This window comes from Pseudonocardia lacus (assembly GCF_018531445.1).
In the GTDB taxonomy this organism is placed as follows: Bacteria; Actinomycetota; Actinomycetes; order Mycobacteriales; family Pseudonocardiaceae; genus Pseudonocardia; species Pseudonocardia lacus.
Map to the genome: position 1 here is coordinate 1 of NZ_JAHDTH010000019.1, position 15211 is coordinate 15211.

Annotated in this window: 13 protein-coding genes and 2 tRNA genes; 3 read left to right on the plus strand and 12 right to left on the minus strand. The window is 72.4% G+C overall.

Features of this window, described 5'->3' with window-relative positions; translation table 11 throughout:
* Window positions 1–143: 143 nt before the first annotated feature.
* From KIK08_RS06430 to gltX, 3 genes are all read right to left on the minus strand, one after another.
* Window positions 144–216, minus strand: a tRNA-Glu gene (locus KIK08_RS06430).
* A 70-nt stretch (window positions 217–286) separates the two neighbouring features.
* Window positions 287–358, minus strand: a tRNA-Gln gene (locus tag KIK08_RS06435).
* 62 nt (window positions 359–420) lie between these two features.
* Window positions 421–1935 (minus strand): glutamate--tRNA ligase, encoded by a 1515-nt coding sequence (gltX, locus tag KIK08_RS06440; RefSeq protein WP_214402079.1) that lies wholly within the window; start codon window positions 1933–1935, stop codon window positions 421–423.
* 71 nt (window positions 1936–2006) lie between these two features.
* Here gltX and KIK08_RS06445 point away from each other — a divergent pair, with 71 nt between their 5' ends.
* A complete protein-coding gene (locus KIK08_RS06445) occupies window positions 2007–3344 on the plus strand; it encodes an FAD-dependent oxidoreductase (protein ID WP_214402080.1) in 1338 nt (445 codons plus the stop codon).
* 126 nt (window positions 3345–3470) lie between these two features.
* Here KIK08_RS06445 and KIK08_RS06450 read toward each other — a convergent pair whose 3' ends face one another.
* Entirely contained in the window at window positions 3471–4253 is a 783-nt protein-coding gene (locus tag KIK08_RS06450; RefSeq protein WP_214402081.1) for a GNAT family N-acetyltransferase, read from the minus strand.
* Between the two features lie 94 nt (window positions 4254–4347).
* The gene (gene cimA / locus KIK08_RS06455; protein WP_214402082.1) at window positions 4348–5979 is read right to left on the minus strand and encodes a citramalate synthase; all 1632 of its coding nucleotides are present in this window, start codon (window positions 5977–5979) and stop codon (window positions 4348–4350) included.
* A 287-nt stretch (window positions 5980–6266) separates the two neighbouring features.
* On the opposite strand from cimA, the gene KIK08_RS06460 reads away from it, so the two are divergent.
* Both KIK08_RS06460 and KIK08_RS06465 read left to right on the plus strand, forming a co-directional pair.
* Window positions 6267–6578 (plus strand): EthD family reductase, encoded by a 312-nt coding sequence (locus KIK08_RS06460; protein ID WP_214402083.1) that lies wholly within the window; start codon window positions 6267–6269, stop codon window positions 6576–6578.
* 165 nt (window positions 6579–6743) lie between these two features.
* Window positions 6744–7715 carry a hypothetical protein gene (locus KIK08_RS06465; protein WP_250556441.1) on the plus strand — a complete coding sequence of 324 codons (972 nt, stop codon included), beginning with the start codon at window positions 6744–6746 and terminating at the stop codon, window positions 7713–7715.
* Window positions 7716–7829: 114 nt separating this feature from the next.
* Here the strand turns inward: KIK08_RS06465 and KIK08_RS06470 are convergent, their stop codons facing one another.
* The 7 genes from KIK08_RS06470 to KIK08_RS06500 all read right to left on the minus strand — a co-directional run bounded on the left by KIK08_RS06470 (window position 7830) and on the right by KIK08_RS06500 (window position 14960).
* Window positions 7830–8882, minus strand: a complete 1053-nt coding sequence (locus KIK08_RS06470; RefSeq protein ID WP_214402084.1) for a 3-isopropylmalate dehydrogenase — start codon at window positions 8880–8882, stop codon at window positions 7830–7832.
* A 236-nt stretch (window positions 8883–9118) separates the two neighbouring features.
* On the minus strand, window positions 9119–10723 hold the full coding sequence (gene serA / locus KIK08_RS06475) for a phosphoglycerate dehydrogenase (protein WP_214402085.1): 1605 nt from the start codon (window positions 10721–10723) through the stop codon (window positions 9119–9121).
* 209 nt (window positions 10724–10932) lie between these two features.
* Window positions 10933–11091: a hypothetical protein gene (locus KIK08_RS06480; RefSeq protein WP_250556442.1), complete on the minus strand. Its 159-nt coding sequence runs from the start codon at window positions 11089–11091 to the stop codon at window positions 10933–10935.
* Window positions 11070–11204: a TMEM175 family protein gene (locus KIK08_RS06485; RefSeq protein ID WP_250556443.1), complete on the minus strand. Its 135-nt coding sequence runs from the start codon at window positions 11202–11204 to the stop codon at window positions 11070–11072. The genes KIK08_RS06480 and KIK08_RS06485 overlap by 22 nt, the downstream gene beginning before the upstream one ends.
* A 185-nt stretch (window positions 11205–11389) precedes the next feature.
* Window positions 11390–12394 carry a ketol-acid reductoisomerase gene (ilvC, locus tag KIK08_RS06490; protein ID WP_214402087.1) on the minus strand — a complete coding sequence of 335 codons (1005 nt, stop codon included), beginning with the start codon at window positions 12392–12394 and terminating at the stop codon, window positions 11390–11392.
* Window positions 12395–12435: 41 nt separating this feature from the next.
* Window positions 12436–12945: an acetolactate synthase small subunit gene (ilvN, locus tag KIK08_RS06495; protein WP_214402126.1), complete on the minus strand. Its 510-nt coding sequence runs from the start codon at window positions 12943–12945 to the stop codon at window positions 12436–12438.
* Window positions 12945–14960 carry an acetolactate synthase large subunit gene (locus KIK08_RS06500; RefSeq protein ID WP_214402088.1) on the minus strand — a complete coding sequence of 672 codons (2016 nt, stop codon included), beginning with the start codon at window positions 14958–14960 and terminating at the stop codon, window positions 12945–12947. Before KIK08_RS06500 ends, ilvN begins: the two co-directional genes overlap by 1 nt.
* Window positions 14961–15211: the final 251 nt, after the last annotated feature.

The following is a 15211-nucleotide window of genomic DNA, read 5'->3' on the forward strand; positions in this document are numbered from 1 at the left end:
CCGCCCTCGGCCCCCGCGGCGGGGGCGCCCCCGCGGGGGCCCCCCCCCCGCCCCCCACCACACTCACCCTGCGAAGACGAGCGGTACCAACCCCGGACATGAGAAATCCCCGTCCCGGTTGGACCGGAACGGGGATTCTCGTGTAGCCCCGACGGGATTTGAACCCGCGCTACCGCCTTGAGAGGGCGGCGTCCTAGGCCGCTAGACGACGGGGCCCTGGGAACTTCTCGTATTGTACTGCGGTGGAACTCGCTCAGACTATCAGACCGTCTTTGCGGTGTTTCCGCTGGGGTACCAGGACTCGAACCTAGACTAACTGAACCAGAATCAGTCGTGCTGCCAATTACACCATACCCCAAGGGTTCTGGATCATCGGGCCCCTCGGCGGGGGTCCGGTGTCCGTGCCCTGCGTGGACCACTCTAGCCGAGGGCCTCCGCGCGCTCCAAACCGGCCCTCAGCCTCCGCAGCGACCGCTCCCGGCCGAGCAGTTCCATGGACTCGTACAGCGGCGGCGACACGGTGCGACCGCTCACGGCCACCCGGACGGGGGCGAACGCCTTGCGCGGCTTGAGGCCCATGCCGTCGATCAGCGACGCCTTCAGCGCGCCCTCGATGTCGTCGCTCGACCAGGTCGGGAGCTCATCGAGGCCGGTCAGGGCGGCCTGCAGGACGGGGGCGGCGTCGGCGCCGAGGTTCTTGGCCGCGGCGTCGTCGTCGAGGGTGAAGCCGTCGCCGTCGACGAACAGGAAGCGCAGCATCCGGGCCGCGTCGGAGAGCACGACGCTGCGCTCCTGGACCAGCGGCGCGGCGGCGGCCAGCAGGGTGCGCTGCTCGGCCGTGGGGGCCGGCTCTGCGGCCGTGCCGTCGATCACACCTTCGGCCACCAGGTAGGGCTCGACGCGGCGGGCGAACTCCTCGACCGGCAGTGCCCGCAGGTGCGCGGCGTTGATGGCCTCGGCCTTCTTCAGGTCGAAGCGGGCCGCATTCGAGGAGACCCGGGAAATGTCGAACGCGGCCACCATCTCGTCGAGGGTGAACACGTCGCGGTCCTCGGCGATGGCCCAACCCAGCAGCGCCAGGTAATTGAGCAGGCCCTCCGGGGCGAATCCGCGGTCGCGGTAGTGGAACAGGTTGGACTCGGGGTCGCGCTTGGACAGCTTCCGGTTGCCCTCGCCGGTCACCAGCGGCAGGTGCCCGTAGCGGAACGGCCCGTCGCCGATGCCGACGCGCTGCAGCGCCTCCAGCAGGGCGATCTGGCGCGGGGTGGACGAGAGCAGGTCCTCGCCGCGCAGGACGTCGGTGATGCCCATCAGGGCGTCGTCGACCGGGTTGGTCAGGGGGTAGAGCGGGGAGCCGTCGCCGCGGGCGAGGACGAAGTCCGAGACGGTGCCGGCACGGAAGGTGACCGGGCCGCGGACGAGGTCGTCGAAGGTGATGTCGCGGTCGGGCATGCGCAGGCGGTAGACGGGCAGCCTGCCCTCGGCGCGGAACGCAGCGCGCTGCTCGTCGGTCAGGTCGCGGTCGAAGTTGTCGTAGCCCAGCTTCGGGTCGCGACCGGCCGCCTTGTGCCGGGCCTCGATCTCGGCCGCCGACGAGAACGACTCGTAGACCTCGCCCGCCTCGACCAGCCGGCGCAGCGCGTCGGCGTAGATCTCACCGCGCTGGCTCTGCCGGTAGGGCCCGTGCGGACCGCCGACCTCGGGCCCCTCGTCCCAGTCGAGGCCGAGCCAGCGCAGGGCGTCGAGCAGGGCCGCGTAGGACTCGGCGCTGTCGCGGGCGGCGTCGGTGTCCTCGATGCGGAAGACGAAGGCGCCGCCGTGGTGGCGGGCGTGCGCCCAGTTGAACAGGGCGGTGCGGATCAGGCCGACGTGCGGGGTCCCGGTGGGCGACGGGCTGAACCGGACCCGGACGGCGGTCGAGGGCGAGGCAGTCATGATGCGCGCCACCTTACGGATTACCGGTGAGCCCCTGGTGGCCGGCCGTGAACGGGGCTATATTTCAACGTATGGCGAATAACGAGCGCACGACCTGCCTCGTCGTCGGGGGCGGCCCCGCGGGCCTCGTGCTCGGCCTGCTGATGGCCCGGGCCGGGGTCGAGACGACCGTGCTGGAGAAGCACGGCGACTTCCTGCGCGACTTCCGCGGCGACACCGTCCACGCGTCCACCCTCACCCTGCTCGACGAGCTCGGCCTCGGCGAGCGCTTCGCCGCGCTCCCGCAGCGCCGGATGGAGTCCGTCCAGGTCCAGCTCGACCAGGGGTTCGCCAAGCTCGGCGACATGCGCCGGCTCCCCGGGGCCCACCAGCACATCGCGCTCGTCCCGCAGTGGGACTTCCTCGACCTGATCGCCGACGCCGCCGCGTCCGAGCCGACGTTCACGCTCCTGCGCAACGCCGAGGTCGTCGACCTCCTGCACGACGGTGGGCGCGTCGCCGGCGTCCGCTACCGCGACCGCACCGACGGCACCGAGCACCGGGTCCGCGCCTCGCTCACCGTCGCCTGCGACGGGCGCGGCTCGCGCGTCCGCGAGGCGGCCGGGCTGGTGCCGCGCGCGTTCGGCGTCCCGATGGACGTCTGGTGGTTCCGGCTGCCCCGCCACGCCGACGACCCGGAAGGCGGCGTCGGGCGGGTCTCCGCCGGCCACTTCATGGTCATGATCGACCGCGGGGACTACTGGCAGTGCGCCTACCTGATCGGCAAGGGCACCGACCAGCAGATGCGGGCCGAGGGCCTGCCCGGCTTCCGCGACCGGATCGCCCGGCTCGTCCCGTGGGTGGCCGACCGGGTGACCGACCTGGAGTCGTTCGACGACGTCAAGCTGCTCAACGTCGAGCTCAACCGGCTGCGCAAGTGGTACGCCGACGGCCTGCTGCTGATCGGCGACGCCGCGCACGCCATGTCGCCGGTCGGCGGGGTGGGCATCAACCTCGCCGTGGCCGACGCCGTCGCCACCGCCCGCATCCTGGCCCCGGCACTGCGCTCGGGCGGCATCGTGGGCATCGACCGGCTGCGCAAGGTGCAGCTGCGCCGGTGGTGGCCGACCGCGCTGATCCAGGGCTTCCAGAAACTGGCCCACGGGGTGATCTTCCGGGTGCGATCGGCCACCCCCGCGACCGACGCCCACCCCGCCGCCGAGCAGGGCAAGGTCGGCATGCTCGACGAGGTCGACCACACGACGGCCGGCGCGCTGCCGCTCCCGCTGCGCCTGGCCACCCGGTTCCCGGTGCTGCAGGGGATCCCGGCCCGGCTGGTCGGCATCGGCCCGCTGCCCGAGCACGCCCCCGCCTGGGCCCGGCGTCCCTCCGCGCCCGCCACCCGGGAGAGCACCCCCCAGGGCTCGTGACCCGCCCCGCGACCCCTCCCCGCGAAAGTTCAGGAAAGCCACGATGCTGCCCTCTGAGGGCAGCATCGTGGCTTTCCTGAACTTCGGGTGGGGCGAGGGCGAAGAGGACGAGCGCGAGGACGAGGGTCAGGAGGCTTCGGCGATGCCGGTGTGGCCGACCACCCGGAAACCGACGCGCTGGTAGACGCGCGCGGCGTCCTCGTCGGCCGCCGCGAGGAAGACGACGTCGGCGCCGGCCGCCCTGGCCGCCTCGGCCAGCGCCGCGGTGACCGCGCCCGCCAGCCCTTGCCGCCGCGCCGCCGGCAGGGTTCCCACCCCGACGATCTCCACGACGTCGCCGGAGCGCTGCGCCGAGCCCGCCGCCACCGGGCCGTCGGGGCCGGTCACCAGCAGCCGCGCCGCCCGGCCCTCGGCCAGGTCGTCGCGCAGCACCGCCAGCTCCGCGGTGGACAGGCCGCGCTGGGACGCGAGCCCGAAGGCCTCGGCCGCGACCCAGTTCAGGACTCCGATGGCCGTCGCGAGGTCGCCGTCGGCCGGACCCAGCAGCCGGCCCTCGTAGCCGGGCGGGAACGGCGCCGGCGGCGGCTCGCCGTCCAGCACCAGCAGCGGGCACAGCCGCGGGGTCAAGCCCGCGTCGCGCACGGCGTCGAGCATCGACGGTGCGGCGGCCGGCACCCATTCGAAGGCCTCGGGCAGCCGCAGCGCCCGCTGCCGGGCCCGGACGCGGGTCACGTCGGGACCGGTCACCGTGCGGCCGCCTGGCACGGGGCGGGCGTAGAACGGCCAGCCGCGCCCGTCGCGCACGAACAGCCGCAGCGGCCCGTCGTCCTCTGCGGTGGCCCACTGCCGGGGCACCTCGTCGCAGAAGCCGTCGATCCGCCGCACCACCGCCGTCAGGGACCCTTCCACGGGGTTCAGCCTCGCAGGACGTACTCCTCGGCCCGCGCGGGGACCCGGCCGCCCGCCCCGCTGTCGGAACGGGGGTTGGGGCGCGGCGAGTCGGCTAGGCAGGTGTGGGCTGCCGCTGCCGGGTGGCGGCGTAGGCGAGCATGTCGACCAGCGCCAGCCACGACGCCTCGACGATGTTGCCGTGCACGCCGATCGTCGTCCACGAGCCGGCGCCGTCGGTGGCCTCCAGCAGCACCCGCGTCACCGCGTCGGTGCCGTGGCCGGCGTCGTCGCCGCGGTTGAGGATCCGGACCTTGTAGTCGGCCAGCTCGACGTGCTCCAGCCACGGGCAGGCCGGCGTCAGCGCGGCCCGCAGCGCCGCGTCCAGCGCGTTGACGGGGCCGTTGCCCTCGGCGGTCGCGATGAGCCGCTCGCCGCCGTGCACGATCCGCACGGTCGCCTCGGCGACCACACCGCCGTCGGGCGTGTGCTCGATGATCACGCGGTAGGACTCCAGCCCGAACGGCGCGTCCCCGCCCTCGCCGAGCGCGCCGCGCATGAGCAGTTCCAGCGACGCGTCCGCGGCCTCGAACGACCAGCCGCGCGCCTCGCGCTCCTTGACCGTCGCGACCACGGACGACACCGCGTCCGGATGGCCGGCCAGGTCCAGGCCGAGCTCGGCTCCCTTGAGCTCGACGCTGGCCCGGCCGGCCATCTCGGTGACCAGCACCCGCTGCCCGTTGCCGACGTCCACAGGGTCCATGTGGTTGTACAGCTCCGGGTCTACCTTGATCGCACTCGCGTGCAGGCCCGCCTTGTGGGCGAACGCTGACGTCCCGACGTATGCCTGGTGGGTGTTCGGGGCGAGGTTGGCCAGCTCGGCCAACGCGTGCGAGGTACGGGTCAGCTCGCCGAGCGCGCCGTCCGGTAGGACGGGCATGCCCAGCTTGGTCACCAGGTTCCCGACGACGGCGAAGAGATCGGCGTTGCCGGTCCGCTCGCCGTAGCCGTTGGCGGTGCACTGCACGTGCGTGGCGCCGGCCTGGACGGCGGTCACCGAGTTGGCGACCGCCGATGAGGTGTCGTCCTGGCAGTGGATGCCCAGGCGGAAGCCGGTGCGGGCGGCCACCTCGGCGACGACCTCGGCGATCCCCAGCGGCAGCATCCCACCGTTGGTGTCGCAGAGGACGGCGACGTCGGCACCCGCCGTCACGGCCGCGTCGAGGACGCGCACGGCCGTGTCCGGGTCGAACCTGTAGCCGTCGAAGAAGTGCTCGGCGTCCAGGAACACCCGCCGGCCCTCCCCACGCAGGAACGCCACCGTGTCGGCGACCATGGCGCAGTTCTCGGCGACGTCCGTGCGCAGGGCCCGCTCGATGTGGCGGCGGTCGGACTTCGCGACCAGCGTCACGACCGGGGCCCCGCTGTGCAGCAGCGCCCGGACCTGCGCGTCGTCCTGGACGGCCACCCCGGCCTTGCGGGTCGAGCCGAACGCCACCAGCGCCGCGTGCCGCAGCTCCAGCTCGCCCGCCGCGGCCCGCGCGAAGAACTCGGTGTCCTTGGGCAGCGCCCCCGGCCACCCGCCCTCGATGAACCCCACCCCGAGCGCGTCCAGGTGCCGGGCCACGGCCAGCTTGTCGCCGACCGAGTAGCTGATCCCCTCGCTCTGGGCGCCGTCCCGCAGCGTCGTGTCGTAGACGTGGAAGGCGTCGCCGAGCGGGGTTCCGGCCGGTTCGGTACGGGACATCGGGGGTGCTCCTGGGGTGGTGGGGCGTGATCGGGCAACAAAAAAGACCCCCCGCGGGTGCGAGAGGTCTGCGCGTCGGCCGTGGTGCTGGTTAGCCGACGCGCTCGTCGATAATGATCACGCAGAGGTGCTGCACGCCGCCGAGTGTGGCACGCGCCGTCCCACGCTGTCACGCGGGACTCCCAGAAAGTGGGACGCTCTGTTCAACTGAGCGTTCGATCGACTAGTCATTGACCCGGAGTCCGTGGGCATCGGCGCCCACGGGCCCGCTACCGGAGAGGTGCCGTGTGTTCCAGCTGACTGTGCTCTACAACCACCCCGAAGACCCGGTCGCCTTCGACAAGCACTACACCGAGGTGCACGCCCCGCTCGCGGCCAAGATGCCCGGCCTGCGGCGCTACACCTACGCCAAGCCCGGCCCCGGCCCCGACGGCTCCCAGCCCGCCTACTACCTCGTCGCCGTCCTCGACTTCGACGACGAGGCGGGCCTGGGCGCGGCGATGGGCAGCGAGGAGGGCCAGGCCGCCTCCGCCGACCTCCCGAACTTCGCCGGCGCCGGCGCCACCCTGCTCGTCGGCCCCGCCACCGTCGCCACCTGACCCTCACCTCCGCCCGGCCCGCGGCGACGCACTCTGCGCCCACCCACCCCACCCAAAGTTCAGGAAAGCCACGATGCTGCCCTCTGAGGGCAGCATCGTGGCTTTCCTGAACCGGATGTGGCGAAAGCACCACGCGGGCAGCGGCCGGTGGAGCAGCATGCCCGCATGACACGGGCGGTACTGCGGCCATCGGCCGAGCTGCGGATGGCCTTCCCGACCGGTGTGGCCACAGCCCGCCAGCTGATGGCCTTCGGATTCTCCGAGCGGACGATCTACAAGCGCTGCCTCGACGGCGGCCCCTGGCAGCGGATCCTGCCGGGCGTGGTGCTCCTGTTCACCGGTCCACCCAGCCGCGACCACGAGGTCACCGCGGCTCTGCTCCTCTGCGGCGGCGACGCGATGGTCACCGGCCTGGAGGCCTGCCGCCGTTACGGCCTGCGGCGCGGGCCGCTGCGGTTTCCGGATCGGTCGGTGCAGCTCCTCGTCCCGGGTGAACGCCAGCGACGGACGGTGAACTACGTCCAGGTCGAGCGGACCATGCGCCTCCCGGAAGCGATCCGCAGGAACGGGGTACCGCTCGCGCCGCTGCCCCGTGCCTGCACCGACGCTGCCCGGCGGATCCGGTCCGCCGGAGACGTGGTCGAACTGCTCTCCGAGCCGGTGCAGCGCGGCCTGTGCTCTGTGGCCTCACTCGCCGAGGAACTCGCTGCCGGCTCGCGGCGCGGCACCGCGCAGCCTCGCCGTGCACTCGCCGGCCTGCGCGATGGTGCGCGTTCCGCCGCCGAGCTCGCCGCGATGGAGCTGTGGCGAGCGACCGGCCTACCCGAGCCGTCCTGGAACACCGAGGTCCGCACCGCCGATGGCCGTCTGCTCGGCGTCGCCGACTGCTGGCTCGACGATGTCGCCATGGTGTGGGAGATCGAATCCACGGAGTGGCACCTCAGTCCCGCCGACCACGACCGGACCGTCGAACGAGCGGCGGGCTTCACCGCGGCCGGTGCCGTCTACGTGGCGACCAAGCCGAGCCGGATCTACCGCGAGCCAGCCGCGGTCGCCGCGATGCTGCGTTCGACCTACAGCCATGCCCGGTTGCGTCCTCGCCCGCTCCTCGTCGCCGTCGACCCGTCGCGCTCGTGACCCCGCCTCCGAGTTCAGGAAAGCCACGATGCTGCCCTCTGGGGGCAGCATCGTGGCTTTCCTGAACTCGGAGCGCGGCGGAAGAGACAGCCGGCGACCGGGTGCGGGGCCCGGTCAGGCGGTGGAGGGGGTGGGGGAGTTGGCGTGGGCGGAGACGAGGGCGGCCAGGCGATCCCCGATGGACTGGGTGTGCCCCGTCGCCGCGTGGTCCCGCGTGGCCAGGTCGAACGCCACCGCCGCCTCGATCCGCCCCGCGGAGGCGCGGTCGCCGAGGTGGTCCAGGAGGAGGGCGACCGACAGCACCGCGGCGGTGGGGTCGGCGATGCCCTGGCCGGCGATGTCGGGGGCGCTGCCGTGGACCGGCTCGAACATCGACGGGTTCTTGCGGCTGACGTCGAGGTTGCCGCTGGCGGCCAGGCCGATGCCCCCGGTGACGGCGGCGGCGAGGTCGGTGAGGATGTCGCCGAACAGGTTGTCGGTGACGATGACGTCGAAGCGGCCGGGGTCGGTGACCATGTGGATGGTCGTGGCGTCGATGTGCTGGTAGGCGACCGACACCTCGGGGTGCTCCAACGACACCTCCTCCACGAGCCGCGACCACAGCCGCCCGGAGTAGGTGAGCACGTTGGTCTTGTGGACCAGCGTCAGGTGCTTGCGGGGGCGCCGCTCGGCCCGGTCGAACGCGTCGCGCACGACCCGTTCGACGCCGAAGGCGGTGTTGACGCTGACCTCGGTGGCGATCTCCTGCGGGGTGTCCTGGCGCAGCAGGCCGCCGGTGCCGACGTAGGGGCCCTCGGTGCCCTCGCGCACGACCACCATGTCGATCTCGGGGTGGGCGGCGAGGGGGCCGCGCACGCCCGGGTAGAGACGCGCGGGGCGCAGGTTGACGTGGTGGTCGAGCTCGAACCGCAGCCGCAGCAGCAGCCCGCGCTCGAGGATGCCGCTGGGCACCGACGGGTCGCCGACGGCACCGAGCAGGATCGCGTCGTGCTGGCGCAGCTCGGTCAGCACGGACTCCGGCAGCAGTTCGCCGGTCGAGTGCCAGCGGGCGGCACCGAGGTCGTAGGTGGTGGTCTCCGCTCCGGGAGAGACCTCAGCGAGGACCTTCAGCGCCTCGTCGATGACCTCCGGCCCGATGCCGTCGCCGGGAATGACCGCAAGGCGCATTGCCGGTGTCCTCTCTCCATTTGGCTGTGGCAGCCGCGCCGCACGTTACCGCCTGCCACTGCACCGAATACCTCGTCAGCCACCCGTTCGGGCGCACCCGGGCGGGTGGTTCTGCCGCAGCGCCAGCTCCGCCGGACGGCGGACAGGCCCGCGGGTGCCCCGAGCGGGGGCCATTCTGCCGCTTCGAGCGCCGGTGCTCGACGCCGCCCCGCCGTTGTGCGACGGAACGGCTTCACTCAGTCGTCGAAGGAGATCAACCGGACGGTGGTCGCGCCGACCGAGGCGCCGATGGGTTCGAGCACGCCGGGGTCGACCGGACGGTCGACGCGCAGCAGCATGAGGGAGTCGGCGCGGTCGGTCGTCTGGCTGATCTGGGCGGCCTCGATGTTGACCGCGGCCTCGCCCAGCAGCGAGCCGACGCGGCCCATGACGCCGGGCCGGTCGGCGTACTCCAGCAGCAGGAGGTCGCCCTCGGCGCGCAGGTCGAAGTGGCGGCCGTTGACCTCGACGAGCTTCTCCACCTCGGCGCGGCCGGTGAGCGTGCCGGACACCGTGACGGCCTCGCCGTCGGGCATGGCGGCGCGCAGCTGCACGACGCTGCGGTGGTTGGGGCTCTCCGGGGCGGTGGTCAGCTCGACGGAGACGCCGCGCTCGGAGGCCAGCCCCGGCACGTTGACGAAGGTGACCGGGTCCTCCACGACGTGGGTGAACAGCCCGCGCAGCGCGGCCAGCTGCAGCACCGACACGTCCTCGGCGGCCAGCTCGCCGGCCACGTCGACGGTCACCGACGTCGGGACGCCGCCCGCGATGGCGTGCAGCATCAGGCCGAGCTTGCGCACGAGCGCCAGCCACGGCCGGACCTCCTCGCCGACCTTGCCGCTGATCTGCACGTTCACCGCGTCCGGCACGAACTCGCCGGCCAGCGCCAGCTGCACGGAGCGGGCGACGTCGGTGCCGGCGCGGTCCTGCGCCTCGGCGGTTGAGGCGCCCAGGTGCGGCGTGACGACGATCTGCGGCAGCTCGAACAGCGGGCTGGAGGTCGTCGGCTCGGTGACGTAGACGTCGACGCCGGCGCCGCCGACGTGCCCGCTGCGCACGGCCTCGGCCAGCGCGTCCTCGTCGATCAGGCCGCCGCGCGCCGCATTGACGATCAGGACGCCGGGCTTGGTGAGGGCCAGCTGGTCCTTGCCGATGAGCCCGAGGGTCTCGGCGGTCTTGGGCAGGTGCACGGTGATGATGTCGGCCCGGCCGAGCAGCTCGTCGAGGGACACCAGCTCGATGCCCAGCTGGGCGGCCAGCGCCGGTGCCACGTACGGGTCGTAGGCGATGAGCTCGACCCCGAACGCCTCCAGCCGGCGCGCGACCAGCTGGCCGATCTTGCCCAGGCCCACGACGCCGACGGTCTTGCCGTTGAGCTCGATGCCGGTGAACGAGCTGCGCTTCCACTGGCCGGCGCGCAGGCTGGCGTCGGCTGCGGGGATCTGCCGGGCGGTGGCCAGCAGCAGGGCGACGGCGTGCTCGGCGGCCGACACGATGTTGGAGGTGGGCGCGTTGACCACCATGACGCCGCGGGCGGTGGCGGCCGGCACGTCGACGTTGTCCAGGCCGACGCCGGCGCGGGCGACGACCTTGAGCCGGGTGCTCGCCGCGATCACCTCGGAGTCGACCTTGGTGGCCGAGCGGACGAGCAGCGCGTCGGCGTCGGCGACGGCGGCGAGCAGCGCCGGCCGGTCGGTGCCGTCGACGTGTCGGATCTCGACGTCGTCGCCGAGGAGCCTCACCGCGGACGGCGCGAGCTTCTCGGCGAGCAGGACGACAGGGCGGGTGGCGGCGATGCTCACGACGGCTGCAGGGCTCCCGGGTAGGTGGGTGTTACCCCGGGAATTCTAGTTCCGCGGCACGACCGCGTTATGGCGGGCGGCGTCGACGCGGGCAGCTCACGGGGACGAAACACGCATTCCGTGAAAACGCGCTCACCGCTCGTCGACGGCACCCGTTCGACGCAGCAAGCGCCCGGTGGCGACCACACCAGCACCCACACGGCGAAGCTTTAGCGCCCCAGCAGCGGGTGGAGCGGCACCGACACCAGGAACGCCGACGCCCCGACGACCGAACGCACCCAGCCGCGGTGGGTGGACGACCGCGGGGCATCCGCGGCGAACCAGCCCCGCCGGCCCAGTACCGCGATCACCAGCGCGAGCGCCAGCATCTGCACGGCTGCGCGGAGTTCTCCCCCTCCGGCACCGGCAGCTCGATCGCCAGCGTGATGGCGATGGCGACGACGGCGTCGGAGAAGAAGGTCATCCGTTCCGCGGCGGCCACCGCCGCCTCCCCGAAACAGCCGTCCCGCTGATCACCCGACGCCATGCGACCGCATCTCATGATCGCCGGGGTCGCCCGTCCCGGCCCGCGTCGGCGCGGCCGGATGTCAGGAAAGCCACGATCAGGACGCCGGACGTCCTGATCGTGGCTTTCCTGACACAACGGCGGGTGTGACGAGGGCCGGCTCAGGTGGCCTTGGAGCCCACCCAGCTCATCAGGCCGCGCAGCTTCTCCCCGACCTGCTCGATCGGGTGCTCCGCGCCCTCCTTCTGCAGCCGGGTGAAGTTCGGCCGGCCGGCGTCGTCCTCGGCGACCCACTCGCGGGCGAAAGTGCCGTCCTGGATCTCGCCGAGGATCTTGCGCATCTCCTGCTTGGTCTGCGCGTTGATGACGCGCGGGCCGCGGGTGAGGTCGCCGTACTCGGCGGTGTCGGAGATGGAGAACCGCTCGTTGGCGATGCCGCCCTCGTACATGAGGTCGACGATCAGCTTGAGCTCGTGCAGGCACTCGAAGTAGGCCACCTCGGGCGCGTAGCCGGCCTCGGTGAGCACCTCGAAACCGGTCTGGACGAGCGCGGCCGCGCCGCCGCAGAGCACGGCCTGCTCGCCGAACAGGTCGGTCTCGGTCTCCTCCTTGAAGGTGGTCTCGATGACGCCCGCGCGGGCGCCGCCGATCGCCGCCGCGTAGGAGAGCGCGAGCTCCTTGGCCCCGCCGGAGGGGTTCTGCTCAACCGCGATCAGGCAGGGCACGCCCTTGCCGTCGACGAACTGGCGGCGCACGAGGTGGCCGGGGCCCTTGGGCGCGACCATGGCGACGTCGACGTCGGCCGGGGGCTTGATCAGCTCGTAGCGGATGTTGAAGCCGTGGCCGAAGAACAGCGCGTCGCCGGACTTCAGGTTGGGCGCGATGTCCTCGGAGTAGATGTGGCGCTGCTTGGTGTCCGGCGCCAGGATCATGATCACGTCGGCCCAGGCCGAGACCTCGGCCGGCGTGCCGACCTGCAGGCCCTCGTCGGCGGCCTTCTTGCGGCTCTTGGAGCCCTCCGGCAGGCCGATGCGCACCTCGACGCCGGAGTCGCGCAGCGAGAGGGAGTGCGCGTGGCCCTGGCTGCCGTAGCCGATCACCGCGACCTTGCGGCCCTGGATGATCGACAGGTCCGCGTCGTCGTCGTAGTAGATGTTCACGCTCATGGCGGGTGGGTGGTTCCTTCCGAGGTCAGACGGGGTCGTGCTCACGCACGGCCGGTGGTTGCGGTGATGGAGCGCGGTCCCCGACCGACGGCGATGGTGCCGGACTGCACCATCTCCCGGATCCCGAACGGCTCGAGGTTGCGCAGCAGCGCGGCGATCTTGTCGACGGTGCCGGTGGCCTCGATGGTGACGGCCTCCGGGGTGACGTCGACGGTGCGGGCCCGGAACAGCTCGACGACCTCCAGCACCTGGCTGCGCACCGTGGCGTCGGCGCGCACCTTGACCAGCAGGAGCTGGCGCTGCACGGACGCGTTCGCGTCCAGCTCGACGATCTTGATCACGTGGACCAGCTTGTTGAGCTGCTTGGTGACCTGCTCCAGGGGCAGGTCGTCGACCGTGACGACGATCGTCATCCGGGAGATGTCGGTGTGCTCGGTGGGGCCCACGGCCAGCGACTCGATGTTGAAGCCGCGCCGGGAGAACAACCCGGACACCCGGGCCAGGACGCCGGGCTTGTCCTCGACGAGGACCGAGAGTGTGTGCCGCTCGATCACCGTTCCGACTCCTCGCGCGCCGACTCCTCGTGGACCTCGGCCGTCGCCGCAGAGACCTCGTCCACGCCGGCGACCAACTCGTCGCCGTCGAACAGCGGGCGGATGTTGCGCGCCGCCATGATCTCGTCGTTGCCGGTGCCGGCGGCCACCATCGGCCACACCTGCGCGTCCGGGCCGACCACGAAGTCGATCACGACCGGCTGGTCGTCGATCTCCATCGCCTGCTTGATGACCCGGTCGACGTCGTCGCGCGACTCGGCGCGCAGCCCGACGCAGCCCATCGCCTCGGCGAGGAGCTTGAAGTCCGGGATGCGGTGCTTGTGCGTGCCGAGGTCGGTGTTGGAGTACCGCTCCTTGTAGAAGAGGTTCTGCCACTGCCGGACCATGCCCAGGTTGCCGTTGTTGATGATGGCGACCTTGATCGGGATGCCCTCGATGGCGCAGGTGGCCAGCTCCTGGTTGGTCATCTGGAAGCAGCCGTCGCCGTCGATCGCCCACACGACGGCGTCCGGTCGGCCCATCTTGGCCCCCATCGCGGCGGGCACCGCGTAGCCCATGGTGCCGAGCCCGCCGGAGTTGAGCCAGGTGCGCGGCTTCTCGTAGCCGATGAACTGGGCCGCCCACATCTGGTGCTGGCCGACGCCCGCCGTGTAGAGGGCGTCCGGCCCGGCGATCTGCCCGATCCGCTCGATCACGTACTGCGGCGACAGCGAGCCGTCCGGCGGCCAGTCGTAGCCCAGCGGGAACGTCTCGCGCAGCTCGTCGAGCTGCTTCCACCACGCGGCCAGGTCGGTGTGCCCGCGCTCGGCCCGCTCGGTGCGCACCGCGTCGAGCAGTTCGACGATGACCTCCTTGCAGTCGCCGACGATCGGCACGTCTGCGCGGCGGTTCTTGGAGATCTCGGCCGGGTCGATGTCGGCGTGCACGATCTTCGCCTGGGGGGCGAAGCTGGACAGCACCCCGGTGACCCGGTCGTCGAACCGCGCGCCCAGCGCGACCAGCAGGTCGGCCTTCTGCATCGCGGCCACCGCGGAGACCGTGCCGTGCATCCCGGGCATGCCCAGGTGCTGGGGATGGCTGTCCGGGAACGCGCCGCGCGCCATCAGCGTGGTGACGACCGGGATGCCGGTCAGCTCGGCCAGCTCGCGCAGCTGGTCGGACGCCTCCGCCTTGAGCACGCCGCCGCCGACGTAGAGCACCGGCTGGCGCGCGGCGGAGATGAGCCGGGCGGCCTCGCGGATCTGCTTGCCGTGCGGCCGGGTCGTCGGCCGGTAGCCGGGCAGCTTCATCTCCGGGGGCCAGCTGAACGTCGTCTGCTCCTGCAGGACGTCCTTGGGGATGTCCACCAGGACGGGGCCGGGTCGGCCCGTGCTGGCCAGGTGGAACGCCTCCACGATCGCCCTCGGGATCTCCGTGGCGTCGGTGACCAGCGTGTTGTGCTTCGTCACCGGCATGGTGATGCCGGTGATGTCGGCCTCCTGGAACGCGTCGGTCCCGATCAGCGGCCGGGACTGCTGCCCGGTGATCGCCACGACGGGGACCGAATCCATGTAGGCGTCGGCGATCGGGGTGACCAGGTTGGTCGCGCCCGGGCCGGAGGTCGCCATGCACACGCCGACCTTGCCGGTGGCCTGCGCGTAGCCGGTGGCCGCGTGGCCGGCGCCCTGCTCGTGGCGGACGAGCACGTGGCGCACGCGAGTCGAGTCGAGGAGCGGGTCGTACGCGGGGAGGATGGTGCCGCCGGGGATGCCGAACACCACCTCGCAGCCCACCTCCTCGAGCGAGCGCACGAGCGACTGGGCGCCGGTCATGGGCACGGCGTCGAAGCGCCGCCCGGGCTGCGCCTGGCCGGCAGTGCCGTGGTTGGCACTTCCCGGGTTGGCGCTGCCCTGGTTGGCGCTGCCCTCGGTGCGGCTGCCACCGGTCTGGTGGCCAGGCCGTCCCGGCGGCGGTGCCGGTTTCGGTCCCGGCGGTCCGGGGACCGGGCCGGGACGGGGCGTGGCGGTGGTCATGGGCTCCTCAACTCACCTGCGACTGCGTCCGATTGAAGACAGGTCCGAACATGAAAAAACCCCCGACCGCCCGACGGGCGGAACGAGGGTGGCGCGTCGACGTCCGAGACGGGCTCAGGCGTGGACGCGCCTGGGAAGTACGAGGACGAGGACGGCGGACATGGCGCTGACGGTAGAGGGCGTCCGGCGCAGCGTCAAACCTGTGGGACGCGCGTCCCAGGATCTGAACACCCGATCGGGTGATCCCCCGC